Genomic DNA, 23945 nt, shown 5'->3' with positions numbered 1-23945 from the left:
AGATTTTGATTGAAGTTTTCAATTAAAATGAAATCTTAACTACAGAATTCAGCATTAACTTTAGCTATAGTCTGAGGTTTGACCGTGCGATCGCTTTCCCCAATTAGTCTCCCACAAACTGAGAATCACAAACAGTCTCGTGCTTCTAGCCCGCCAGTAGTGCCCAAACGTGCATCTGGCGGTTTTGCTCTGCTTGACAGCCTTCATCGCCACGGCGTTGATTATATTTTTGGTTATCCTGGTGGGGCAATTTTACCAATTTACGACGACCTATATAAGGTGGAAGCAACTGGTGCTATGAAGCACATTCTCGTGAGACACGAGCAAGGCGCAGCCCACGCCGCTGATGGTTATGCCCGTGCCACAGGCAAAGTAGGAGTATGCTTTGGTACTTCTGGACCAGGAGCAACTAACTTGGTGACAGGCATAGCTACAGCCTACATGGATTCAATCCCGATGATTGTGGTTACAGGACAGGTAGCACGTCCGTCGATTGGTACAGATGCGTTTCAGGAAACTGATATTTACGGGATTACGCTACCGATCGTCAAGCATTCCTATGTGGTGCGCGACCCCAAAGATATGGCGCGAATTGTCGCCGAAGCCTTCCACATCGCTAGCACTGGGCGTCCAGGACCAGTTTTGATTGATGTCCCCAAAGATGTCGCTTTAGAAGAATTTGACTATGTACCTGTAAAACCAGGTTCAGTAAAGCTACGCGGTTATCGTCCCACTGTAAAGGGAAATCCCCGGCAAATTTATGCCGCGATCCAGTTGATTACTGAAAGTCGCCGTCCGCTATTGTATGTGGGTGGTGGTGCGATCGCCGCTGGTGCCCATGAAGAAATCAAACAACTAGCTGAATTATTCGATATCCCTGTCACCACAACCTTAATGGGGATCGGTGCATTTGACGAACATCATCCCCTCGCTTTGGGAATGTTGGGGATGCACGGCACTGCTTACGCTAACTTCGCCGTTAGCGATTGTGACTTGCTGATTTGCGTCGGCGCTAGATTTGACGATCGCGTTACAGGCAAGTTAGACGAATTCGCCTCCCGCGCCAAAGTAATTCACATCGACATCGATCCGGCAGAAGTCGGCAAAAACCGCATTCCCGAAGTGCCCATTGTTGGCGATGTGCGGAACGTGTTAGTAGACTTGTTGCATCGCTGCAAAGAAGCAGGGATTAAGGCTACACCTAATCAAAACCAAGAGTGGCTAAATCTAGTTAACCGTTGGCGCGATGAGTATCCTCTCATAGTGCCGCAGCATTCCGACAGCATTTCACCCCAAGAAGTAATTGTAGAAGTTAATAGCCAAGCACCCAACGCTTTCTACACCACAGATGTCGGACAACATCAAATGTGGGCAGCACAATTCCTCAAGAATGGCCCAAGGCGCTGGATTTCTAGCGCTGGTTTGGGAACGATGGGTTTTGGCTTACCTGCGGCAATGGGCGCGAAAGTGGCGTTTCCTGATGAAGAAGTCATCTGTATTAGCGGTGATGCTAGCTTCCAAATGTGTTTGCAGGAACTAGGAACAATTTCACAGTATGGAATAAATGTCAAGACAATAATTATCAACAACGGCTGGCAAGGGATGGTGCGCCAGTGGCAGCAAGCCTTCTATGGTGAGCGTTACTCATGCTCCGACATGGAAGTAGGGATGCCAGATGTAGAGTTATTGGCAAAAGCTTATGGCATTAAGGGCATGATAATCAGCGATCGCAGTCAATTAAAAGATGCGATCGCCGAAATGCTGGCACACAAAGGGCCAGTAATCTTAAATGTCCACGTCACCAGAGACGAAAACTGCTATCCAATGGTAGTCCCTGGTAAGAGCAACGCTCAAATGGTCGGCTTACAGAAGCAAGCACCGAAAGCGGCAGCCGAGCCAGTGTATTGTAGCCATTGCAATGCTAAAAATGCTCCCACCCACAATTTTTGCGCTGAGTGTGGGACAAAGCTCTAACGCTTTTTGATAATTCAGACTAGAGAGGTAGGGGAGCAAGGAGAAGGGGAGAAAGATGCTAGAATTCCCCCTAATTCCTGCCCCCTTTTCTCTTGCGTAGGCATCGCTTAATCTTCCTGATTAGGTTGAGGTAAAAAAATATTTCCTAAGTAATTCACTAAATCGCTTTGACTGTTGGAATCTAACAGCGCTTCAGCTAATTCTTCTAGTTTTATTAAAAATTCATATACTTTTTGCTTTAGTTAGTTAAATATGCGAGTTAGAGTTGATTTTAGATAAATTAGTTTTTTTAAAAATTTCAGTAACATTCCTCTTTTCTTAAAAAGTTAAATATAAATAAAATATTAATAGTTGTGCTGGCTTAGTTGATTGAAAAACATCAATTATTCTAGGTGTATCTATTTGCTAACTTTCTTTCAAGCAGATTCAGTAGTCTTAAAATAACTGCTCTCTTTCTTTTTACAAAAGAGAGTGTAGCTTCCTCTTGATTGAGGGAAGTTAGATTGTTGTTAGCGAATTAATCTACTAAGCATTAATAGTCTGTTCATTTGGAAGTCGCTGTGTTCAAGTTTTATTGGAGAACAGCGTCATGATTTCTATGGGAAAATTGCAGTTTTATTTCTAACTGAGAACAAACACAACTTCTTTAAGCTTTGAATATTTATCAACCCATTTGACTAATCTCTATGCAACAATATATTTCTCATTTGCTCGTACTGGTATTAGGAACAAGTTCAACTTTCTTAGTTACTCCATCTCAAGCTCAAACTCCGGTAAAAACCAACAGTCAAAATCCTGAGAATGTTACTTCCATATCTTCAAGTTTACCTTCGGCTACCCAATTGAGTGATTTTGCCAATTCTACTAATAGCAAACCACCTCTCCTTTCTGAGGCAACTAATAACTCTTCTGCTACTAATGCCAATATAACAGCAAATAAGCCTCGTCCACGGGTTCCTATATTCAGCAGAATTTTTGCCACACCTTCGATGCAGCAATAATTAGCGGCTAAACATTTAGTTTACTTGCTTGGGTTGATCAAAATTTCCATTCATACGTTTTAACCTCTCTCCTAAAAGGAGAGAGGCTTTAAGTGTTACTCCCTAATGCTTGTAGGGAAGGGCTGTTTTTGTTAGATATATATTGGACTCAACTGAGAACCGCTATATATATGAGTCATACTCTGATTTGCTTTATGCTTGCAGCTGACAGAGCATTAAGCCAAACCATTGATTTGGATCTCTCCACACATGAACAGGTAATAAACCTTGTGCAGTTAGTTGCTGTTTGATATTATTAAGGTCGAATTTGCGGGAAATTTCAGTGAGGATAGTCTCACCTAGTGCAAAATTAACCTTAAGATTAAGAGCGCGTAATTCTACAATTTGCGATCGCAGGCTGCATAAATGCATTTCTATTTGATGCTCGCTTTCATTGTAAAATGCTCTGTGTTCAAACTGGGTGGTGTCAAAGTTACCCTCAAACCGCTGATTTAAATGTTCCAGCATATTAAGGTTAAATGCAGCTGTCACTCCCTGGCTGTCGTTATAAGCTGGTTCCAAAATCTGTTTTGGCTTTCGTAAATCTATCCCCAATAAAAAATACTCACCTACTTGTAGAGCATTGGTAATTTGAGAGAAGAACACATCACACTCATCAGGGGTAAGATTACCTAAACTGCTACCAATAAAACAAATCATTCGACTGGGTAATTGCGTCGGTAGGAGTTTTGCAAGGGCTAATTCATAGGTTCCCGCTAGTGCATAAACTTGGAGTAAGGGATAATCTTCTAATAACTGCTTGGCACTACTTTCTAACATACCTGCACTTACATCAATTGGTAGGTAATGCAGAGGATAGCTTAGTTGCTGGTAGGCATCTAGTAAAATGCGGGTTTTACTAGAACTACCACTGCCAAGTTCTACCAATTCACAAACGCCAGTTATCTTAGCAATTTCACCAGCATACTGCTGTAAAATCTTTGTTTCTGTGCGTGTAAGATAATATTCTGGTAAATCACAGATTTGCTCAAACAGATGGGAACCACGGTCATCATAAAAGTAACAAGGGGGTAGAGATTTAGGTGTTTGAGTTAATCCCTTCACTACATCACTCCCAGCACTAGGTACAAATATTTGAGTTGCTCCTATCAAACGCTCTATCTGCAAGCGTTTTTCAACGTTGCTTTGAGAAGTAACCTTGTTGTTAACAGCTTTAGATATCGACATTAAACCTCCGTTTGCTCGGCGTAATAGGTTACTTTGATAGCAGACCTCTACCCCAATCAGTGAAACACATAGCCATAGTTAATAAAATCATGCTTGAGCAACATAGCTCAAGCTTTAAAGCTATTTTTCTGCATTTTCCCATTAGAATAATAGCAAGTAAGCACCTAAGTGCTATGTTCTAGCAGCGATAAAGACTTGATACAGGTAATATGAGCCAACAGCAGATCAAGTCAGAATGAGGTTGACTAGAGAATGTGGCTTCGTCCATATCTTGAAATAGCGCAAAAGTTTTCCAGCGACATTTATTGAAGGCTTGAGAAGTAGCCTCTTTCACACTAGATTTGCTCAATTTGGATCTCACAGTCTGCTCCCACACTAATGATGCTATTTTCTGGGCAAGCAATCCAATTACCTAGAAATAGAGGTTCAGACGCAATAATTACGGATTGTGGGAAAGTCGGATCGTCTCGTATCCAGTAAAGAGATGGAGGCGGTGAAGTGGTAGCAAAACGAGAAGCTATTAAACGATGTCCGTCACTAAAAACTACGTTGAGTGAGGCTTCTACTTGATAGCGTTTTGCCATCTCTAAAAGCATTAATAATGTGGTGCGTAAAGCATATTCTGAAGGCCGATGTTTGTTAATTTGACTTTGCGAAAGTAACAATGCAAAAATGTGTTCTGAGTCAGTACTGCCATTAATTTTTTCGTAAAATTCTTGGGTTAAAGTGCTGCGGATTTTTCTGTGTAATGTTTTGCGGAAATTTTCGATTCGTCCATTGTGAATAAATAGCTGTTGTTGATGGTTAAAAGGCTGACAGTTAGCAAAATCTACGGCTTGTCCTGCTGTAGCACTGCGGACATAAGCAAGAACGCACTTTGATTCAACGTAACGGCTGAGACTGGGTAGGTTTATATCATTCCAAATAGGTAGGGTATTTTTGTAGATAAAAGGATCGGCATCTTTTTGATTATGATACCAACCCACACCAAAGCCATCTGCATTTACTACTCCAGAAATCATTTCGCGGGGTTGATAACTCTGGGCTATAAGTGAGTGTTCTGGTTTATACAGAAGATGTTCTAAAGAAATAGGCAAACCGAGGTAAGCAAGTAAACGGCACATTATGAATATTCCAACTTCTATTAACACAATTATTAGACAACAGCCTTACTCACTTTTATTCACTATCATCAGTGGTTCCCACTTATATGGCTTTCCCTCACCTGATTCTGATTATGACTTGCGTGGTGTGCATATTTTACCAATTCAAGAAATAGTCGGATTAAAGACTAGGAATGAAACTATTGAAGTTTCAGAAATTCGTGAATCTTTAGAGATTGATTTAGTCACTCATGATGTCAAAAAATTCTTTTTGATGTTACTTAAAAAGAATGGTTATGTGTTAGAACAATTGTATTCTCCTTTAATATTAACAACTTCACCTGAACATAATGAATTGAAAATTATTGCTAAAAATTGTATTACCCGTCATCATAGCTACCATTATTTTGGTTTTGCTGCAACACAATGGAAACTTTTTGAAAAAGAACATACCTATCGAATTAAGCCATTGCTTTATGTTTATCGAGTTCTCTTAACTGGAATTTATCTGATGCAAACAGGGAGAATTGAAGCTAATTTAATTGATCTAAATGAGGTTTTTAATTTGTCATATATTTCTGATTTGATCGCCCAAAAGTTAGCAGGTACAGAAAAGTCTGCATTGTCAGATATTAATGTAGATTTTCATAAAAGAGAATATGAACGTCTGCGTAATAAATTACAGGAGGCATATCAATCTAGCTTATTACCTGAAACACCTTCAGCTAATGCAGCTTTGGATGATTTGTTAATACGCCTGAGAACAAGGAGCAATAAACTATAAGCTTTTAACTCCTCAGTACTAGCTTTTTAAAAAAGATAAACTTAGGAATTTTAAATTCTGCGTTACCTCTAAATAACGGTACTAGTTTATTTGTGTTTTAATAGGTAAAATGATTGCAAACTCCGCCCATTGTTAAAATTATGATTTAGTAATTGGTCAATTTTACTTTTTAAAAAATATTTTTGTTAATTTATTAGTTTTTGTACATATATAAGAGTAACTTTCCCTACTTAAAAACGAAGAGATTGAGTTTATTATTTGCAGCTTTTGGGCATTAAAATGCTAAATATACTATAGCATATTTTTATAAAATGTGTTGTGACAATCAGGTAAATGAGCTTATAAAAAATGGAGTTAGGAGTTAAAAACTCTTAACTCCTAACTTTTTTACAACTTCAAATTCCAAGCAGCAAAAGCTAAAGCACCCCAACCGGCAAGAAAGGCTGCACCGCCTAGTGGTGCGATCGCTCCCAAGGATTTAATACCGGTTAAGCTAAGGGCGTACAAGCTACCTGAGAAAAGAGCTATGCCAATGAGAAACAGCCATCCACTGGCGATAAGAGTAGGTTGAGGAGACTCGGTACGACTAATTAGTATTGCTACTAAGAAAAGTGCTAGAGCATGATACATTTGGTAACGAGCGCCAGTTTCAAAAATTTCTAGCGATCGCTCACTAATCTTTTGCCGCAAGGCATGGGAAGCAAAAGCACCAGCAGCAACCGACAAACCGCCTAAAATGGCAGCTACGCTCAAAAAAATCTGCGTCATTAGACCTAGCCGTAAGTTGGGTATTGTAGTCATTAGTCATTAGTCATTAGTGAATAACAAATAACAAATGACAAAGGACTAATGACAATTAGACATCAAAATGATATGATACAGCCCCTTCTTCGTTCACCTTAAAGTTTGCATTGAATTCTTTAGCTTTTTCATCTAAATATTGTCTGGCGTGGGCTGCGGGTAGTTGTGACTGCATGGCAAAACCTAAAACAGTTACGCGCCCGTGATTTTCTTGTAGCATCTCATAAAAAATCGATTGTAGGCGATCGCTAACTTGTTGATTAATCGCCTTTTTTTCCTGCCGACTTTGACGGTACAATCCCAATGCTAACCATGTGCCCAGTGTTAGGGTAGGGACACCAAAAATTAGACCACCAACAGCAGCATTATTATCTTCATAAGTAGCATTTGGTGCGTTAAACTCATACTCACCCGTGGGTATTATGATGGCTTGACGTGTAGCAAATTTTTCTAATGCCGCGGTTGCTGATAGAGTTACAAACATGAATCCGAGTGTCAGTAGCCAACCAGCAGCTAATTTTTCAGCAGTTTTCATAGTTTCACTTCAGATTTACACTTTGCTTGCGATTTTAACCTGACTTTCACAAAGGTTCCAAGATATCAATCTACTGCCGGCAACAGTTTTTTAGCTTTGACACAATATTTTTTTACCTACATTGCTTAATTAGTGCAGCGTTGGTTAATACAATATCACCCGTTATGATCTGAAATTAGGGAATTAGAGAAACTAGATAAACAAGAAATTAAATACACCTATAAAACCCTTGGAGTCAGCATCCTCAGAAGTTTGGTATCCTCTGTTGAAGCTTCAAAGAAGAAATTTTATCTGAATAAAATGTAAATGTGGTTATTTGCTTTCACTATTCTCTTGGGAGCAGCTGCGATCGCTTAGTTTGTAAGAATGTCTGATTATGCAGAGCAGAACAACGATTATTTAGAGAAAAAATAAAGCTTGATGCCAACGGTAATATCTACCATATCTCAGGTTTGAGATTGTCAAATCGCAGCAAGATGTTTATTATACCTTTGCTGCGATTTTAACCTTAATTGCGTGTAGCTTCCAGTAGGCGAGAAAAATAGAAGCGAGTCTTCGTCATTGCCCGTCGTTGCAATGAAAAGCCATTACTTTCTAAGATTTTCACCACATCAGCCTCACGATGCAAATATGCACGAGTGGCTTTACTTGGCCCAGGAAAGAAACTACCAATTTTCTTGAGTATACTCAGGGCGCAGGTCTTCGGCGCAAAACTGAGAATTATCCGCGACTGTGCCAAAGAACAGAGGTGAGATATCATTTCATCGGCTTTTTCTTGAGGGTAATGGATGAGAACATCTAGGCAAATAACGGTATGGTAGCTACCACTCAATGATTCCAAATCCTGCACAGCAAAAGTGGGATTTTCGGCATTTCCCAAAGTTTGCTTTGCTCTATCCCTGCCTTCTTCTACCATTTTTTCCGAAATATCGGTGGCATAGACTTTGGCACCATCTACTGCCAGGGGAATGCTGAGACTACCGACACCACACCCAGCATCACAGATTGATAGCTCTGGTAAATTATTATCAGCTTTCAGCCAACCAAGAACTGTATCCACAGTTTGCTGGTGTCCATTGCGGATGTCTAATTGGACTTTGTTGACTTCGCCATCGCCGTAGATTCGCTTCCAACGGTCAAACCCTGTGGAATTGAAATACTCGCGAACAATCGTTTTGTCGTCGGCTGCGTTCATAAACTTCGATTTTTAGGAGTTCCCAATGCTTAAAATTATCATTGATAGGAACCCAGGGTTATTTCATTTTAAAGGAAGGCGCAATATGGTAAAATGCAGCGCAAATTCTACTTACAGCACCTACTACTTATCGCACAAGCCCAACGACTCTCAATACAGTTCGGTTAGTGATATTTTGCCCTGGAGATCCCCCCAACCCCCCTTAAAAAGGGGAGCTTATAATCCTCTTTTACCCCCTTTTTAAGGGGGTCGCCGCAGGCGGGGGGATCTTAACCGAACCGTATTGCCCTACATTCCCGGAATTAAATTTAACCGCCGAACAGATTTTTCAAGCTGGGCGTTCAGAAAATCAATTATGACCGCAATGCAGACACTCCCATAGGGCCACGAGTCACGCCTAATTGATTTTGCAACTTCAACTCTCGCCATAGTTGAGAACCTGTAATCTCGCCTTGCAATAATTGAGTATAAAAATGTATTGTTTTACTCACTTGCTCTGGTGTTTCATTCACAAATTCGATGCGAAAGTGACGTAATCCCAGTTCTATGAGGCGCTGTACGTATTCGGCTCCGGTTTGAGCAGTGCCGTTAAATACAGTATTACGACAGCCTACATCTGCTTTGAGGACGTGTTCGCTACCTACACGGTCTTTTAATTTCACTTCCTGCTTTTCACAAGGTCGTCCACAGTTGGTGTAATCTGTACCCATCGAGAGAAAGGCACAAAAAACACAATGCTCCATGTGAAACATCGGTATATGCTGATGGATTGTCACCTCAAACCACTGGGGTGGACAACTGGTGAGCAGGTCTTGTAGTTGGGTAATATTCAGGTCATAGGATGCCGTCAGCCGTTCTAAACCAAAGTGTTGCTGAAAGTAGTCTGCTGTTAACGGATTAGCAACGTTGAGCGAAAAATCTCCGATACAACGGTCTGCTGCAAAGAATTGCAATTGGTCATAGTTCCGTATCAGATAGCCATCTGCTTCACATGCACGTACTTGCTGCAAAATCCAGTTTTCTCCAGGTTTAGTAATTCGGGGTGGTGCAACCCAAATTGTGGGGAGATGGGGAAGATGAGAGAGAAATTTTCCATTGTCCCCTTTGTCTTCCTTGTCTTTTTGCCCTTGTTGGCGTACCAGTTGCACGGCTTCTCGATAGGCACGGGGGTCTTCAAACTCACAGTAAAGTGTTTGGATTCCCGCTTGGAGTGCTGCTTGCAGTTGCTTGAGGTTTCGTACCAAGACTATGAGTGAAGGAGATATAGCTTTAGCTTCCCGCAGGGTAGGAGATGAGGGTAATGAGGAGGGGAGTAAGTCTTGAAAAGAGACATCAGAACGTAATTGCCAGCGTTTGGGTTGACTTCGCAATTCTTCCAACTGCACCACGATTTCCCGCCGCATCCGGTTCAACTCACTTACGGGTAGCATAATAGCACCGCTGAGGTGGTTGGTTAGCGTTCCCAAACAGAAAGGTGTGTTACCGAGACGACCGAATTGTTCTTGTAAACGCTCTGTATTTAAGGGTTTAGTGTGCGCCTCCACCAGAGAAATTGCAGATTCTACCTGTACGATATTACTGAGTCGATCGCGGGCGATCGCAATCAATGGCTGACCAACTTCTCCATAAATTTCCATATCAATCGGACGCTGAAATTGTGGGTTCTCCCCAGCAAAACTCTGACGTAGTTGCTTATCGAGTTCTGGATCGCTGGTTTTCCAAATGCGATCGCCTATATGCACTCGGCGCAGGTTCAAGTCATTTCGACCAAAGGTCAGCACACTTTCCTTACCTTTGGAAACCACCCCATAAACTCGGCCGCCTTCTTCCTTCGCCTCTGGATGACCGCAGTCAAACACAATTCCATCTCCTGGCTTGACAGGTGCTTTCAGTTTGACTGTTACCTGTTCGTTGTGAATGCGGGTGACTTCACCTAGATAAACCCCACGTTTTTTACCAAAGCGGGCGTGAACAAGTTCCTGATTATTAATCCCGCCAAACCAGCCTGTGTAAAGTCCGCGAGAAAATGCCATTTCTAGGTTGTAGTGTTCTTGGTCTGATTGACCTCTTCCCCCTTCCCTTGTAGGCAAAGAGGGGTTAGGTCTTTCCAATTCCGTCATGACACTATCCAAAGCTTGCCGATAAACACGGGTGACATTAGCAACATACTCTGGAGCTTTCAGGCGACCTTCAATTTTGAGACAAGTTACTCCTGATTTCACCAAATCTGGCAAAACATCTAACCCTGCTAGGTCTTGAGGACTGAGTAAATATTTGCGTTCTTTTAAATTTACAACTTCCCCATCGGCGATTAAATCGTAGGGCATCCGGCAAGCTTGGGCACATTCACCTCGGTTAGCAGAACGTCCACCTAAAGCCTCACTAGTCAAACACTGACCGGAATACGCTACGCACAAAGCACCGTGAACAAAAACTTCCAAGGGCAGCGAAGTTTCCTGTTGGGCAATCTGCTGCTGAATTTTATTGATTTCTTTGAGAGAACATTCACGCGCCAATACCACCAATTGACAGCCAAGAGACTTGGCAAATTCTACCCCAGCCGCACTCGTGATGGTCATTTGCGTGGAAGCATGGATGGGAAAATCGGAGGAAAGGTGACGGATGAGACGGCATATACCAATATCTTGAACAATTACCGCATCTACACCAGCTGCAATAATTGTGCGGAGATATTGCTGTGCTTCTGCTAGTTCTTTGGGAAATATTAGGGTGTTGACAGTGACATAACCCTTTATGCCCCGACGGTGCAGGAATGTCATCAATTGGGGTAAGTCCGCCTCAGTAAAATTTTGTGCCCGCATTCTGGCGTTAAACCGATCCAAACCGAAGTAAATCGCATCTGCCCCATTTTCCACAGCAGCTTTAGCACAGTCCCAATTACCTGCTGGCGCAAGTAGTTCAGGACGTTGAAGGGAAGGTTGGGAAGAAGGGCGATCGGTTTTCATTAGATTTAGGGAGGGTTAACTAGCACCATAGTGATTTTATCGAAGTTATTGGAGGATGGGGCGATCGCTCTTTCATCTGCGGTTCATTCAATACTCTTCTCCTCTGCATCTGAAGTAAGTAGACAGGCGAGAAGAAACAGAACTATATTAAATTTAGTTAAAAAAAAGTTTCGCTAGGTTGTCAATGTATTAACAAAATGGAAATTCTTAAATCAAGCACCGCCATAAATTTGAATCAAACCTGTGTCTGCTAAAGATGCTTTTCATACAGTTGTCAAAACAGCACTTGAGAAAGATGGCTAGTTAATCACTCACGATCCTTATGCTCTCCAGGCAAGAACCCTTGAATTATATGTTGATTTAGGAGCATAAAAAGTTATTGCAGCCGAAAAACAAGGACAAAAAATAGCTGTTGAAATTAAAAGTTTTCTAAGTCCGTCAAAAATCACAGAACTTTATGCTGCATTAGGACAATTTATCATTTACCGAATTGCTTTACAAAAACAAGAAGCTAATCGTACTTTATATTTAGCAGTTCCTAGTACTGTTTACAATGAGTTTTTTATCCTTCCATTTATCCAATCTGTAATTAAAAGTAATCAGCTCTGTTTACTAATTTATAATATTGAACAGGAGACGATCGCAGAATGGCAAATCTAGAAGTATATCGACAATATATTAAGAATTTGCTTGAACAACACGCTAGTACTGTTTGGGATAATCGCATTCAAGCACAGATAATTTTCGATACAGAACACGATCATTATCAATTATTTTATGTAGGTTGGCGCGAGCAAGACCGCATATATGGGACTGTTCTCCATGTAGATATTATTAACGAGAAAATTTGGATTCAGCAAGATGGAACAGAGGTAGGAATTGCTAATGAGTTGGTTGAATTAGGTGTCCCAAAAGAGGATATTGTTTTAGGTTTTCAGTTGCCATCTGTACGTAAATATACAGATTTCGCTGTTAGTTAATTGAAGGGTGACAATTTTAGCCATTTTCTACTAGCTTGCCTTTTACTTATCATTGTATCTGCGATCGCTCTGCATCTTCTGGTTAAAAAGAGCGATCGCTTGAAGTAAAACAATATCCTAGCCTCAATAACCTTTATTGCTCATAATGATATTTACAAGTCAAAATAATCAATAAATCTTCTTGCACTTTGTAAACTAATCTATGTTCATCTGTGATCCGCCTTGACCAGTAACCTTGTAGTTCATATTTTAATGGCTCTGGCTTCCCTATCCCCGCAAAAGAATCTCTTTGTATATCTCTAATCAGTTCCAATATTTTTTTGAAAATTTTCTTGTCTTCTGTTGCCCACTGGCCTAATTGTTCAAAAGCTTCTGGTTCAAAAGCAACTTTTTTCATATTCATCTAAATCTACATAAATTAAGTTTCCTTTTTCTACATTTTCCAAAGCTTTGAGCAGATGTTTTTTGTTAGTCTCTGATTTCAAAAGATAAGTAGTTTCATCCTCTTCAGTTGATAGTTCAACTAGCACAATAACTTCTACGATTGTTCCTTCTGCTAATTCGGTTGCTGAAAGTTCAATCTTGCCATCTTTGCCTACAATAGCCTTTTGTTTAATTCCACTAAGCATAATTCATATTTCCTCCTATCTTTACTACCTTATTGTAACTGTGTTTGACTGAGATGATATTTGGGCGATCGCTCGCTTTTCTTTATTAGCGTGGGCGGTTCGTTAAAAAGAGCGAAGCGATCGCTATTGCATAAACTACAACTCAAATTGGGAATACTGAGTAAAGCGCAGCTATTTGCTGTGCAGAATCGAAGCGACTGGCTACCAGACATCGTGCTGCTGAAATTTTAGCAACTAGGAGAAAATTGTGAGTTTACCAGTTACAGTAACCTTTATGCTTGCTGATTGGATTGCAAAAGGATTGGCAGATGGAACTTTTGAAAGGGTGGGGGGTGTTATCAGAGATGTAGGGACAAAACAAGTCGTTAGTTGGTTGCGGGAGCAAGGATCAAATAATTCCCAAGTGCCAACGTTAACTGATAGCCCTAACAATATATTCAACCTTTTTTTCTCAAGTGCAAATCTTGTTGCTTCAGGGGCTAATGCGGCTGCGACAGGAAAAGGATTAGCTGATGTTAATCGGCGTTTGGATGGCATTGAAAATCAGTTAGGTAAGGTTAGGCAAAGTGTGCAACTCACTCAAGAAATTTTGCAGGTAACTAGTGCAGTCAGTATACTTAACCTTGGTGTCTCAGTTATAGGCTTTGTTGTAATAGCACAACGCCTTAAGGAATTAGAACAACGCTTACAACAAGCACAAAAACTGTTAAATAACATTAATCGTAAAATCGACCTTAGTTTCTATGCTAATTTTCGTGCTGCAATCGAATTAGCAACTAATGCCTTTACGATGACCAAAATTGAAAATCGTAGAAGCAGCGCACTACAAGCTATTAACCGCTTTTTAGAAGCAGAGCATATTTATACTGAATACACCGATATCGAAATTGAGCAAAAAAGCCAGATTGCTGATGAATATCTGCTGACTTTATCTTTAGCCTATCTAGCTGAAGCACGTTGCTATTTAGAACTAGAGGAACACGATACAGCACTTCGCCGCTTCCAGGAAGGTTCGAGAGTTATTCGTTCTCGTATTCAGAAATATGTTAAGCTTCTGCTTACTTTTAACCCAGCAGTATATTTACAGCCTCAGTTCAGAGGTCAGATTGATTTGCGGAGGCTAACCCGAATTTACCAATGGCTCGACCCAACTTTGGATGAAAATGCAGTCTTTGATATGCAACGGATGAATCTATTCATGTTGGCTCAAGACCCTAATAAATGGGTAGAATCAATACCAGCAGCAATTTGGGATTCCAAAGTAGATTGGGTAGGAAAAGCAATTTGGGATGATCCTAAGCCGCAGATTTACGCACGTCTTCCTAAAACTTTGGATGTAGTGGAATCAATGATTGAAACTAATCGCAGGTTTGAATCTTACCAAACAGAAGTACAAGCAATATCCCAATTAGGAATCAGCTTTCATGACTGGCTTAAATTAACTCCGTCAACAGAAATTAAACCAGACGGTGCAGAATTAATGTATATCATTCCATCCAAACCTTTAGAGTTACAGCCTTCCATCTGATATCCAATCCGGTAGCATCTAAATGATTAAAAAACCGCAGAGACGCTGAGAGCGCAGAGGGAGAGGAAAGAGGAATAATTCCGATAAAACGGATTTGATATGAATTAAGTTCTCTCTCTCTTCCTCTGTGTTCTCTGCGCCTCTGCGGTTCGTAAAAAAAAGGCGAACCCAAAAGTTCGCCCTAACATACTATTTTGCTGTTGCTCAATCCAAACCCAAATCTAAATCTTCGCTTCTTCTCTCACCAACTTATCCCAACCCAAATCTTTCAAATTATTATTCCGACGCAACGGACGAGTCACCAACTCTAACATGTCACGCGCATTCGTAAAGCCGTGAATTTGAGCAAAAGTGAACTCCACCGACCACTTAGTATTAATACCGCGTGCTTCCAACGGATTAGCGTGAGCCATACCAGTAATTACCAAATCTGGTTTCAACGCATAAATCCGCTGAAGTTGATTGTAATTATCCGGCTTTTCCACAATCCTTGGCAGGGGTGAATTCATTTCCTGGCAAGTTTTCTCCAACAGTGCCAACTCAGCAGCTTGATAGCGCTTATCCATGTAGGGAATGCCGATTTCGTGAACTGTCATCCCACAACGGATTAAGAATCTTGCTTGGGAAACTTCCAGCAAGTTATCACCCATGAAGAATACAGATTTACCGCGAATCAGTTTCACATAATCTTCCAAACCTGCCCAAATTTGTGCTTCCCGTTCATCCAAACCCTTGGGAGTAATACCAAACACCGAGCAGATTTTCTCAATCCAAGCGCGAGTGCCATCGGGGCCAATGGGGAACGGTGCGCCAATCAGTTTACACTTACGGCGGCGCATTAAGGTGGTAGCTGTGCGGCTGAGGAAGGGGTTGACACCAGCGACATAATACCCTTCTTCTAGTACTGGCAGTTCAGTGAAGCGCTTCGCGGGTAGCCAGCCGGAAACTTTGATGCCTTGTCTCTTCAGTTCCAAGGTTAACTGAGTAACTACGGGGTCGGGAAGCGAGCCAAAGAGAACCAGTGGTGGGTGAACTACGTACTCAGATTCATCTTGGGCGACATCTTCTTTCTTTTTACCAAAGTTGAGCAATTTAGCGATCGCATTGCGTTCATTCTTCTCTGTTTCCGCCACAGGAGCCTTATCAGGGCAACGGTTAGCCATAGCAGCTAATACGGTATCTTCCCCTTGGGTGAAGGCGTAATCTAGACCATTTGCACGCGCTACAACGATGGGAATACCGATTTCGGATTCTAGCTTCGGCGCTAAACCTTCCAAATCTGTTTTGATAATTTCGGTGGTGCAAGTGCCAATCCAGACAATTACACTAGGATTGCGATCGCGTTTAATTTGCAAGCACAACCGCTTTAACTCTTCATAATCATTCAGTTGTGCTGAAATATCGCCCTCTTCCAACTCTGCCATTGCATAGCGGGGTTCAGCAAAAATCATCACCCCCATCGCGTTTTGCAAGAAGTAGCCACAAGTTTTTGTCCCAATCACCAAAAAGAAGCTATCTTCAATTTTTTGGTATAACCACGCCACGCAGCTAATTGGGCAAAAGGTATGGTAATTCCCGGTTTCACATTCAAAGCTTAAAGCTTCTGGTTGTTGAGCGACAGTCATTTTGGTTTTTTCTCCCCTTGATATTTAATGGCAGTTCAACCAATTTCAGATTTTAGATTGATAATTTTGGATTGAAGGCTGGGACAACAAAAGTATCCTCTGTCTAACGACAATTTCCCTAATTCCTCATCCAAAACCCCAAATCTAAAACTTAAAATTGCGAAGAACAGCAATAATTAAGCGTTGGGGAAGAGACGGGCAATTTCTGATTCATCAAAAACGCCTGCTGGCAGTTCTTCCCCCAAAAAATCGTTATTTTCTTCAGCCTTTTGTAAAGCTGTTTCATCACCCCAGACATCTGACAACACGTCTTTAAACGCATTCTCATCTAGCGGACTATCTTCAAGCGCTTCATCTTCATCCAGCTTTACTTCCGTTGCAGCTATTGAATCGAAGGCAATTTCCCCAAACTCATCTGCTTCTAAACTAGAGATTTGGAAAGACTCATCTTTTGAGTTGTGTGCGTTAGTTAAGGAAATATCGCCAAAGCCATTTTCGGTTTCCTCCAACTCGCTGATTCCCAGGCTTTCATCCTCAGAATCCACGATTGCGAACTCTTGAACGTCTACTACCGCCACCGACACAAAGCCATTTGTATGAGAATGTGTCAAAGTTTCATCTTCAGGCTTTTCATCAATGACATCTGCTGGTGTTTCTACGTATTTCTCTACTTCTGGGTTGACGACGAAGCGATTACCGAGAGCTAAATCTGGATCAAAATGCAAATCTAGCACCTCAATTAGGGTATCGGCGTCAGGATTAAGTTTGGCAAAGGGCAACATTAACTGCGCTAGCTTTGGCTCTAGGGCGTTAAGAACTCCCAGGATGAGGTAAGAAGGTGGTCGCTTCCCGCCATCAGGGGTGTACACTGATTCCACTTCCATGTGCAGGGTAATCCAGTCTCGATTATTCTGGAAAAATTGCAACCACTTTTGCTTTATTGAATCTGTAAAGCTGTGAAAGAAAGCCATATTATTGTCCCCCATCCTGAGAACTTAGTGATTTATACAATCATCAAGTCTAGTTCCTCTTCTGAATTAGGAACCTGGGGTTTACCCGGATTTAGATAAAAATCAGACAACAAAGAGAACAACTCACGATCTGGTGTGTCGTTTGGTACAACACCTTCGGGACGCGCCAAAATTTGGTCGGCGATGTTGAGATAGTAGTCGCAAACGTAGTCTAGAGAAGGATCTTGCTCTGCCATTTCAAACAAAGTCTTACCTTTCACACGGGAAACACGGATATCTTCAATTAAAGGTAAAACTTCCAAAACTGGCATTGGCACTGCTTCTATATATTTTTCAATCAAGTCGCGTTTGGAGGTGCGATTGCCAATTAACCCAGCTAGACGCAGTGGGTGAGTTCGGGCTTTTTCACGGACTGAAGCAGCGATCCGATTAGCCGCAAACAATGCATCAAAGCCGTTGTCTGTAACAATCAGGCAGTAATCTGCATAGTTGAGTGGTGCTGCAAAACCACCGCAAACTACGTCACCCAGAACGTCAAAGAGAATTACATCGTATTCATCAAAGGCGTTGAGTTCTTTAAGTAATTTCACGGTTTCACCGACTACGTAGCCACCGCATCCAGCACCCGCAGGTGGGCCACCAGCTTCTACGCAATCAACACCGCCGTAGCCTTTGTAAATTACATCTTCCGGCCAGACATCTTCGTAGTGATAATCCTTTTCTTGGAGGGTGTCGATAATTGTCGGAATCAAAAACCCAGTCAGGGTAAAGGTACTGTCATGTTTGGGGTCGCAACCAATTTGCAGCACTTTTTTGCCACGTTTAGCTAGGGCGACGGATATATTACAGCTAGTTGTGGATTTACCGATACCACCTTTTCCGTAGACTGCTAGTTTCACTGTTGTTCCCTCTTATAGCTTTTTGTCAAACTTGTGGCTCAAACATTTGCCTTCACCTTTCCTGAGATGGCGATGCGTGAGGTCTGTTGATGTCATTATTGGGCAAATTACATAGAAAAGAAAGTGGCTCTTAATTTGTAAAACGGTCTTATCGGATGAATTAAAGCTTAATTGTGTTTATTTGGATTTTTATGAACCTTAAAGACTTTTAAAGCTCTAAAAATAGTCAATAAAAAGTTTTTATTACTTATTTTTATAAAAATAGTTACAAAATAAAAAAATATGAAATCGGCTTTTTTGAATGCTTTTCATAGAATTAGCTGATGGTCAGACAACGTGTTTTCAAGGCATTGGGGTGTAGGGTCAATGGGAAAGAGAGGTATATGCAGACTGATGCTGGAAATATTACTGGAATTTGCGTTAGCGTAGCTCACCGAAGGTATCGCAGATAAATTGCCAGTTTTCAGACGGTAGCCAAGACCGTTTAATTGCTGCTTGAGAGTAAGTTAGTATGATTTTGTAAAAAATTATTAATTTGCAAAATAATCAGGCAGCAGCCCACTAATGGGTATTCCCAGTCAGAGGCTGGGAACGAGTCAACAAAGCTAATTAGGACACTTCAGTTTCAAGTCCGTGGATTTGCTGTAATGTTTGCCAGCCAGCTTGCCACTGGGAGTTATCTTGTAATAATTTGGCATTTATCCAAAAACGGACTTTCGGATCGCAAGCAGCAACCATTTCGGCATAAACCCACTTAGCCTGATTTTTGCGATTGACAACTTGGAAGTGCCGCCAGCCATCGATTTTTTGCTGTGCTGTCCACTTAGAACCAACTAGGTAAGGAAATTTTTGTTTTTTAGTCATTTGTTATTAGTCATTTGTCATCTGGCATTAGGTATAGTCCCCAATACCCAATTAAGATGTCACCAAATCGCCATTACGGGTAAACTTCTGGCAATGCAACTCACTATCTTGCTGGACACATAGCGAAAACCATCTGATATGACTCCAGCAGGTGTTGATGTTGTTGGTAATTTTGCGCTTTTTCTTAGAAAGGCGTTGCCTTACGACTTGATTAGGGCAAAGAATTTCTAACGTGCCCGTACCATCTTCATAATTGATGATACGAAATAGACAGTCTTGCAGCATAGCACGGCTGCTGCTGTCAAAGAACCGCTTAAATCGCTGTAGTTTTTCCCCTTCGGTCATTTGGCTGATGGGTTTTATTTTCAAGAAATCTTCATCCTCAAAGTCAAGGTCATCATCTTCAAAGTCGTAGGGGTCAATCATTTTCAGCATCCACTAGGCGACCTGGAATTATGGTAACTCTGTGTGGGGGCAAGAGGAGAATGGTAGAGGTAAGGTAGAACAACTTTAATACGTCATGCCTTGGTATACGCATTTAAATTTGTGCTGATGTTCAGACAGCTTCGGCAATAACCTTTCCAATTTCTTGAAGGGTTGCAATAGCTGTCACCAGCAACCTAACAATCGCCCCCGGTGAGTTCAAACCTTGAGTTGCGTAGAGCCATAATTTGAGGCAAAGGATTTCAAACTGGAAGCATAACAACAGTAGCAATCTTGCCAATCTTTAATGCTCATGGTGAAAAAACTTATCGCGCCTGTAAAACAATACGTCCTTATTAAATCCCCTAAATTTATTTATGGGGGATTATCTTTTTACTCTTTACTTCTTAAGCTATAGCAGTTCCGTACCTAGTGAGGTACGTTTTCAAAGGTAGTAACCTTGGTAAAAAAGATTTGGGTGTAACTCTGCTGCTTAAAAAATGCTATAAGTTATTTAAATATTAATTGATAATAAGCTAACTTTATAGACTTTATAGACAAGTATAGAGAAGTGCTACAATATTTATTATAAGTACTAAGTAATCAATGGTACATAAACTTTGAACTTGGCGCAGCACTTCAGCTATTAGATAGAGAAAAACTTTCTATAACATTAAACATAAAGTAGTAAAAAATACTTTAACATTTAAATTTTTACTGAGAATAATACAATCACAGGATATTGGCTGAAGATGCTTTAAATGAAATCATTAGTATTTAAAAATAGCAAAAATAACTAACTTATTTTCTAAGTAGTTCCGAAACTGAATGTAGCAATAATGTCAAATTGAATAATTATTGTTTGATGTGTGTAAACTCCTATGGTCAAGCGAGCGCTCCAGGCATCCCTCGCTGGGATTGAACAAGCTAAAAAAGCGTTCGCTCATAAGGGGTGGACACAAGACTATTTGGCTTTTGAAGTCCACTTAAAGACTCGCCAACCAATTTGGCGATTTTTTAGTGGGCGTCCAGTTGAGCGTCATATCTTTATAGAAATTTGTTCTGTGTTGTCGTTGAGTTGGCGGGAGATTGCGGCTAATCCTCCAGAAGAATTCCCTGAATCAAAAGAACTTAGTGCTGCTAAATTCTTAGATATTGATGCTTTAGTACAACAAGTGCGATCGCAACGCTTCGACAAAATTCAAGACCAGTGCGGCACTTTGCAGTTATTAGATATTAATCGTCCCGTTAAAATAGACGACATTTACATCGATGTCAACATTTTAGAGGAAATTGCCAGCTTTCAGTGGTTAGAGTTTGCTGATTTACAAAAGTTTACATCAAAAGAATTTGATCGCTTTGGTTTAGGTGAAGTATCCCAGACACAAATCGCGGGGATCACAGCAGTTGAAATTTACTCAAAGCTGCGGGTGTTGGGTAAACCGGGAGCAGGTAAAACCACTTTTTTACAACATCTGGCGATTCAATGCAACCGAGGTAGATTTGCTGCAAATCGGGTGACTATTTTTGTCACCTTAAGAGATTTTGCGGACGAATCTAGAGAAGCGGGGGAGTTCAATTTACTCAACTATATTTGCAAAGAATTCCTCACCTGTGGAATTCCAGACCCATCTATGCTGGAAACTTTGTTGTTAGAGGGCAGAGTGTTGCTATTGCTGGATGGATTAGATGAAGTACTCCATCAACAGAGCATCGGTGTCGTCAATGAGATTCGCAGACTATCTGAAAAGTATCAAAAGAATATGTTTGTCGTCACCTGCCGCACCGCAGCTAAAGCTTTCAACCTCAGACGCTTTACAGATGTTGAAATTGCCCCTTTTAGTCAAGATAAAATTGTTGCTTTTGCTCAGAAGTGGTTTACAGCAGTTACGAAAACGAACATCCAGGATAAACAAGAACAGGCATTTGAGTTTATTGAGAAACTAGATTTACCCGAAAATTTACAATTTCGGAGACTTGCTGTCACTCCCTTGTTTTTGCATCTCGCCTGCTGCGTTTTTCATCACCAGAACAAATTTCCAACCCAAAAAGCTGCGTTTTATAAGCAGTGTTTAGACCTGCTCCTGGGCAAATGGGACGAAACTAAAGCAATTGAGCGGGATGAAGTATACCAAGGTTTTTCATTACCACAAAAACTTAAGTTGCTGAGTCAGGTTGCTAACGCGACATTTGAGCAGGGTAATTACTTTTTTGAACAACGCATTGTTGAGCAATACATTAGCGATTATATCGGTGATTTGCCGAATGCTTCCACAGAACCAGAGGAATTGGAATTAGATAGTCAAGGGGTACTTCAGGCGATAGAGTTGCAACATGGATTGCTAGCAGAAAGAGTGCGGGGGATTTTCTCTTTCTCTTATTTGACGTTTCAAGAATACCTGACTGCTCGAAAAATCGTTGCCAGTTATAATTTACAAGCATTAAAACAACCGTTAGAACGTCTGGTGACTCATATTACTGAACCCAGGTGGCGTGAAATCTTTTTGTTAACGGTTGCTATGCTACGGAATGCAGATTTTCTGGTGCAGTTGATGAAGCAAGAAGTTGATGCGCTAACGGCTCAAGATCCATATTTGCAAAAATTTTTAACTTGGGCAAGTCAAAAATCTCTTGCTGCTCCTGAGTCTGCTGCAATTCGGGCGTTTTATCTTGCCTTGGCTAAGACTCCTCACCTTTCCCCGTACTTTGCCCTTGTCTGCATCTTCGATCGAGATATTTTTTTGGATGCGGCATTAGATAACCTAGTAATGGAATGCAAATCTAATTTTGCCGATGTCTATGGGTGCAACGATGCTCTGAGTAGTGCTTTAGCAATTGTTCAAGATGCTGGCTTACATCAAGCTTTACAACAACTTAAAGACCTACTGCCCGATCCAGAACAAAGTAGAGAAAGGATTCAGACATCGTGGAAAACAAGTTATCCTGCTTGGATGGAACAGTTAAAAACTGCGATCGCCAAGCATCGAAACATTCAGCATCACTGGCACTTCAGCCCACAGCAACAACAAGTATTGCAACAATATTACGATGCCAATCAGTTGCTTATCGATTGCCTCAATAGCAACTGTGAGGTAACAGGCGTTGTGCGCCAGGAGATTGAAGCTAGTTTGTTGTTGCCGATAAAAGAACTCTCCCAGCGAAAATGGCAGGGAATTAGGGACTGGGGGAGCAGGGGAGCAGAGGAAAAGTTGTAGTAAGTCTTTCCCCTCTGCCCTTTTACTCCTCTGCCTCTTGTACTCAATGCCCAATGCCCTTTCATTTCGCTGCAACTTTGACCCTAGCTACAGAGATTTCTGGTGCTTCCATGAGAACTTGGACAGGTGTAGATGAGCCTTTCAACCACAGCAGCACTGCGGGAGTTACACCCAGCAACAAGCCTAGCAACACGGGTACAAAGAATCCAGCTGTTAAGCTCATGACTGTAGCAAAACCAAAGTTACTTAAATAAACTGCAAAAGGTATATTAAGTTGCGATCGCTCCCAGCTAATTGGATTATTTCTCCACAACAGTGCAGTCACAGTCATAAATACCGAGCTAGTACCCAACCACCCCGCAAAGTTTTGGTAAGGCATTCCAAAGAAGGGGCCTGGTTGTTGCCAATACCAAAAGGGCAGGGAAGTTTGACTCATTGCCGGATCGAGAACAAAATCCCAGGAGGTTAGTAACAAAGCACCCAAAGCGATCGCACTTATATGACGCCACAAGGTGGGTTTTTTGTCCCCTTCCAAAACCTGCACGTGCCAGTAGGTAAGAAACAAATCCCAAATAAAACCACGACAAGGGAATTGTAAATGGGACTAAACCCGCAATCTTATAACCTAAACCGCTTAGGTAACTATAATGACCAAATGGAAAACCAGTACTGGTTCCTAGTAATTCACTTCCTAGAGAAATAAATACAGATGGCAACAGAAATGCCAAAGCGCGACCTAAACCCAAAGTCCGCGTGGCATACAAGAAAACACCTGCTGCACCTAAAATCATATAAACTACACCGCCTTCTGCCATACTCCATTGCATAGCAGTTTGTCCAACCTCGGATAAGTCGAAAATTACTTGGGCATTAGGTACAACCAGTAACATCCCTACCAATCCAAATACCATTGACACGATATGACCAATAAGGCTTACGCGTTCAGCAATAACAAGTTGTCTCATGATAATTCCTTAACAAAATATGACACGCGGCTACTCGGCTGCTAAAAGTTTCCAAATGTTTAAGAACATATTTAGAAAGTCATTGAATGCAATCTAGCCAGGAGTAAAACGGATCGTGTGCCAAGTCGGGAGCATATTTACGAAACCCATTTTGACAGTTGGAGAGACGCGATAAATCGTCGTCTCTACAGAAAATTTATTCGTCAATTATTTATTGACAGACTACTAGTACAGCACGGCGTAAGTAAACATACCATTTC

The 23945-nt window shown here is 41.2% G+C and carries 21 protein-coding genes and 1 pseudogene; 7 read left to right on the top strand and 15 right to left on the bottom strand.

The features are described 5' to 3' along the window. The first annotated feature begins 78 nt into the window (after positions 1–78). Positions 79–1974 (top strand): biosynthetic-type acetolactate synthase large subunit, encoded by a 1896-nt coding sequence (ilvB, locus tag NLP_RS11420; RefSeq protein ID WP_104906505.1) that lies wholly within the window; start codon positions 79–81, stop codon positions 1972–1974. A gap of 787 nt (positions 1975–2761) precedes the next feature. Here ilvB and NLP_RS11415 read toward each other — a convergent pair. The 3 genes from NLP_RS11415 to egtC all read right to left on the bottom strand — a co-directional run bounded on the left by NLP_RS11415 (position 2762) and on the right by egtC (position 5326). After that, on the bottom strand, positions 2762–2956 hold the full coding sequence (locus NLP_RS11415) for a hypothetical protein (RefSeq protein ID WP_104906504.1): 195 nt from the start codon (positions 2954–2956) through the stop codon (positions 2762–2764). 211 nt (positions 2957–3167) lie between these two features. Next, positions 3168–4202, bottom strand: coding sequence for an L-histidine N(alpha)-methyltransferase (gene egtD / locus NLP_RS11410; RefSeq protein WP_104906503.1), 1035 nt, complete (start codon positions 4200–4202; stop codon positions 3168–3170). A gap of 335 nt (positions 4203–4537) precedes the next feature. Further along, the gene (gene egtC / locus NLP_RS11405) at positions 4538–5326 is read right to left on the bottom strand and encodes an ergothioneine biosynthesis protein EgtC (RefSeq protein WP_104906502.1); all 789 of its coding nucleotides are present in this window, start codon (positions 5324–5326) and stop codon (positions 4538–4540) included. Between the two features lies 1 nt (position 5327). On the opposite strand from egtC, the gene NLP_RS11400 reads away from it, so the two are divergent. After that, a complete protein-coding gene (locus NLP_RS11400; RefSeq protein ID WP_104906501.1) occupies positions 5328–6089 on the top strand; it encodes a nucleotidyltransferase domain-containing protein in 762 nt (253 codons plus the stop codon). A 387-nt stretch (positions 6090–6476) separates the two neighbouring features. On the opposite strand, the gene NLP_RS11395 is transcribed toward NLP_RS11400, so the two are convergent. From NLP_RS11395 to NLP_RS11380, 4 genes are all read right to left on the bottom strand, one after another. After that, positions 6477–6857, bottom strand: a complete 381-nt coding sequence (locus NLP_RS11395) for a DUF423 domain-containing protein (protein ID WP_104909841.1) — start codon at positions 6855–6857, stop codon at positions 6477–6479. An 88-nt stretch (positions 6858–6945) separates the two neighbouring features. After that, a complete protein-coding gene (locus tag NLP_RS11390; protein WP_104906500.1) occupies positions 6946–7425 on the bottom strand; it encodes a hypothetical protein in 480 nt (159 codons plus the stop codon). A gap of 508 nt (positions 7426–7933) precedes the next feature. Next, complete coding sequence (gene bchM, locus NLP_RS11385) at positions 7934–8620, bottom strand: magnesium protoporphyrin IX methyltransferase (RefSeq protein ID WP_104906499.1); 687 nt, start codon at positions 8618–8620, stop codon at positions 7934–7936. A 353-nt stretch (positions 8621–8973) separates the two neighbouring features. After that, positions 8974–11586 carry a U32 family peptidase gene (locus tag NLP_RS11380; RefSeq protein ID WP_104906498.1) on the bottom strand — a complete coding sequence of 871 codons (2613 nt, stop codon included), beginning with the start codon at positions 11584–11586 and terminating at the stop codon, positions 8974–8976. A 378-nt stretch (positions 11587–11964) separates the two neighbouring features. On the opposite strand from NLP_RS11380, the gene NLP_RS11375 reads away from it, so the two are divergent. Both NLP_RS11375 and NLP_RS11370 read left to right on the top strand, forming a co-directional pair. Then, positions 11965–12246 carry an element excision factor XisH family protein gene (locus NLP_RS11375; protein WP_325034758.1) on the top strand — a complete coding sequence of 94 codons (282 nt, stop codon included), beginning with the start codon at positions 11965–11967 and terminating at the stop codon, positions 12244–12246. Further along, on the top strand, positions 12234–12566 hold the full coding sequence (locus NLP_RS11370; protein WP_104906497.1) for a XisI protein: 333 nt from the start codon (positions 12234–12236) through the stop codon (positions 12564–12566). The genes NLP_RS11375 and NLP_RS11370 overlap by 13 nt, the downstream gene beginning before the upstream one ends. Positions 12567–12699: 133 nt before the next feature. Here NLP_RS11370 and NLP_RS11365 read toward each other — a convergent pair whose 3' ends face one another. Then, positions 12700–12963, bottom strand: a complete 264-nt coding sequence (locus NLP_RS11365; RefSeq protein WP_104906496.1) for a Txe/YoeB family addiction module toxin — start codon at positions 12961–12963, stop codon at positions 12700–12702. After that, positions 12944–13195 (bottom strand): hypothetical protein, encoded by a 252-nt coding sequence (locus NLP_RS11360; RefSeq protein WP_104906495.1) that lies wholly within the window; start codon positions 13193–13195, stop codon positions 12944–12946. The genes NLP_RS11365 and NLP_RS11360 overlap by 20 nt, the downstream gene beginning before the upstream one ends. A 60-nt stretch (positions 13196–13255) precedes the next feature. Between NLP_RS11360 and NLP_RS33015 the strand changes: the two genes are divergently transcribed. After that, positions 13256–13426, top strand: coding sequence for a hypothetical protein (locus NLP_RS33015; RefSeq protein WP_158680342.1), 171 nt, complete (start codon positions 13256–13258; stop codon positions 13424–13426). A gap of 16 nt (positions 13427–13442) precedes the next feature. Continuing rightward, the gene (locus tag NLP_RS11355; RefSeq protein ID WP_104906494.1) at positions 13443–14723 is read left to right on the top strand and encodes a hypothetical protein; all 1281 of its coding nucleotides are present in this window, start codon (positions 13443–13445) and stop codon (positions 14721–14723) included. Between the two features lie 221 nt (positions 14724–14944). Here the strand turns inward: NLP_RS11355 and NLP_RS11350 are convergent, their stop codons facing one another. The 5 genes from NLP_RS11350 to NLP_RS11330 all read right to left on the bottom strand — a co-directional run bounded on the left by NLP_RS11350 (position 14945) and on the right by NLP_RS11330 (position 19508). Then, on the bottom strand, positions 14945–16348 hold the full coding sequence (locus tag NLP_RS11350) for a ferredoxin:protochlorophyllide reductase (ATP-dependent) subunit N (protein WP_104906493.1): 1404 nt from the start codon (positions 16346–16348) through the stop codon (positions 14945–14947). Positions 16349–16524: 176 nt separating this feature from the next. Then, positions 16525–17319: a DUF5331 domain-containing protein gene (locus tag NLP_RS11345; protein ID WP_104906492.1), complete on the bottom strand. Its 795-nt coding sequence runs from the start codon at positions 17317–17319 to the stop codon at positions 16525–16527. Between the two features lie 32 nt (positions 17320–17351). Beyond that, the gene (gene bchL / locus NLP_RS11340) at positions 17352–18218 is read right to left on the bottom strand and encodes a ferredoxin:protochlorophyllide reductase (ATP-dependent) iron-sulfur ATP-binding protein (protein ID WP_012410753.1); all 867 of its coding nucleotides are present in this window, start codon (positions 18216–18218) and stop codon (positions 17352–17354) included. A 609-nt stretch (positions 18219–18827) separates the two neighbouring features. Continuing rightward, a complete protein-coding gene (locus tag NLP_RS11335) occupies positions 18828–19082 on the bottom strand; it encodes a TIGR02450 family Trp-rich protein (RefSeq protein ID WP_104906491.1) in 255 nt (84 codons plus the stop codon). A 51-nt stretch (positions 19083–19133) separates the two neighbouring features. Further along, entirely contained in the window at positions 19134–19508 is a 375-nt protein-coding gene (locus tag NLP_RS11330; protein WP_104906490.1) for a hypothetical protein, read from the bottom strand. A gap of 878 nt (positions 19509–20386) precedes the next feature. Here NLP_RS11330 and NLP_RS11325 point away from each other — a divergent pair. Next, positions 20387–22720: an NACHT domain-containing protein gene (locus tag NLP_RS11325; RefSeq protein ID WP_104906489.1), complete on the top strand. Its 2334-nt coding sequence runs from the start codon at positions 20387–20389 to the stop codon at positions 22718–22720. Positions 22721–22781: 61 nt separating this feature from the next. Here NLP_RS11325 and cruF read toward each other — a convergent pair. Continuing rightward, positions 22782–23685: pseudogene (cruF, locus tag NLP_RS11320) on the bottom strand (gamma-carotene 1'-hydroxylase CruF). Between the last annotated feature and the right edge of the window lie 260 nt (positions 23686–23945).

Origin of the sequence: Nostoc sp. 'Lobaria pulmonaria (5183) cyanobiont' (assembly GCF_002949795.1) — a bacterium.
Taxonomy (GTDB): Bacteria; Cyanobacteriota; Cyanobacteriia; order Cyanobacteriales; family Nostocaceae; genus Nostoc.
This window is presented reverse-complemented; position numbering and strand designations above follow the sequence as displayed.

What these genes read in the sequence shown, in the direction of transcription:
- NLP_RS11345 (WP_104906492.1), bottom strand. Translation starts at nt 17,319, where the DNA reads ATGGCTTTCTTTCACAGCTTTACAGATTCAATAAAGCAAAAGTGGTTG.
- NLP_RS11390 (WP_104906500.1), bottom strand. Translation starts at nt 7,425, where the DNA reads ATGAAAACTGCTGAAAAATTAGCTGCTGGTTGGCTACTGACACTCGGA.
- NLP_RS11335 (WP_104906491.1), bottom strand. Translation starts at nt 19,082, where the DNA reads ATGACTAAAAAACAAAAATTTCCTTACCTAGTTGGTTCTAAGTGGACA.
- egtC (WP_104906502.1), bottom strand. Translation starts at nt 5,326, where the DNA reads ATGTGCCGTTTACTTGCTTACCTCGGTTTGCCTATTTCTTTAGAACAT.
- NLP_RS11360 (WP_104906495.1), bottom strand. Translation starts at nt 13,195, where the DNA reads ATGCTTAGTGGAATTAAACAAAAGGCTATTGTAGGCAAAGATGGCAAG.
- NLP_RS11325 (WP_104906489.1), top strand. Translation starts at nt 20,387, where the DNA reads ATGGTCAAGCGAGCGCTCCAGGCATCCCTCGCTGGGATTGAACAAGCT.
- NLP_RS11330 (WP_104906490.1), bottom strand. Translation starts at nt 19,508, where the DNA reads ATGATTGACCCCTACGACTTTGAAGATGATGACCTTGACTTTGAGGAT.
- NLP_RS11370 (WP_104906497.1), top strand. Translation starts at nt 12,234, where the DNA reads ATGGCAAATCTAGAAGTATATCGACAATATATTAAGAATTTGCTTGAA.
- NLP_RS11400 (WP_104906501.1), top strand. Translation starts at nt 5,328, where the DNA reads ATGAATATTCCAACTTCTATTAACACAATTATTAGACAACAGCCTTAC.
- NLP_RS11395 (WP_104909841.1), bottom strand. Translation starts at nt 6,857, where the DNA reads ATGACGCAGATTTTTTTGAGCGTAGCTGCCATTTTAGGCGGTTTGTCG.
- NLP_RS11365 (WP_104906496.1), bottom strand. Translation starts at nt 12,963, where the DNA reads ATGAAAAAAGTTGCTTTTGAACCAGAAGCTTTTGAACAATTAGGCCAG.
- bchM (WP_104906499.1), bottom strand. Translation starts at nt 8,620, where the DNA reads ATGAACGCAGCCGACGACAAAACGATTGTTCGCGAGTATTTCAATTCC.
- egtD (WP_104906503.1), bottom strand. Translation starts at nt 4,202, where the DNA reads ATGTCGATATCTAAAGCTGTTAACAACAAGGTTACTTCTCAAAGCAAC.
- NLP_RS11380 (WP_104906498.1), bottom strand. Translation starts at nt 11,586, where the DNA reads ATGAAAACCGATCGCCCTTCTTCCCAACCTTCCCTTCAACGTCCTGAA.
- NLP_RS11350 (WP_104906493.1), bottom strand. Translation starts at nt 16,348, where the DNA reads ATGACTGTCGCTCAACAACCAGAAGCTTTAAGCTTTGAATGTGAAACC.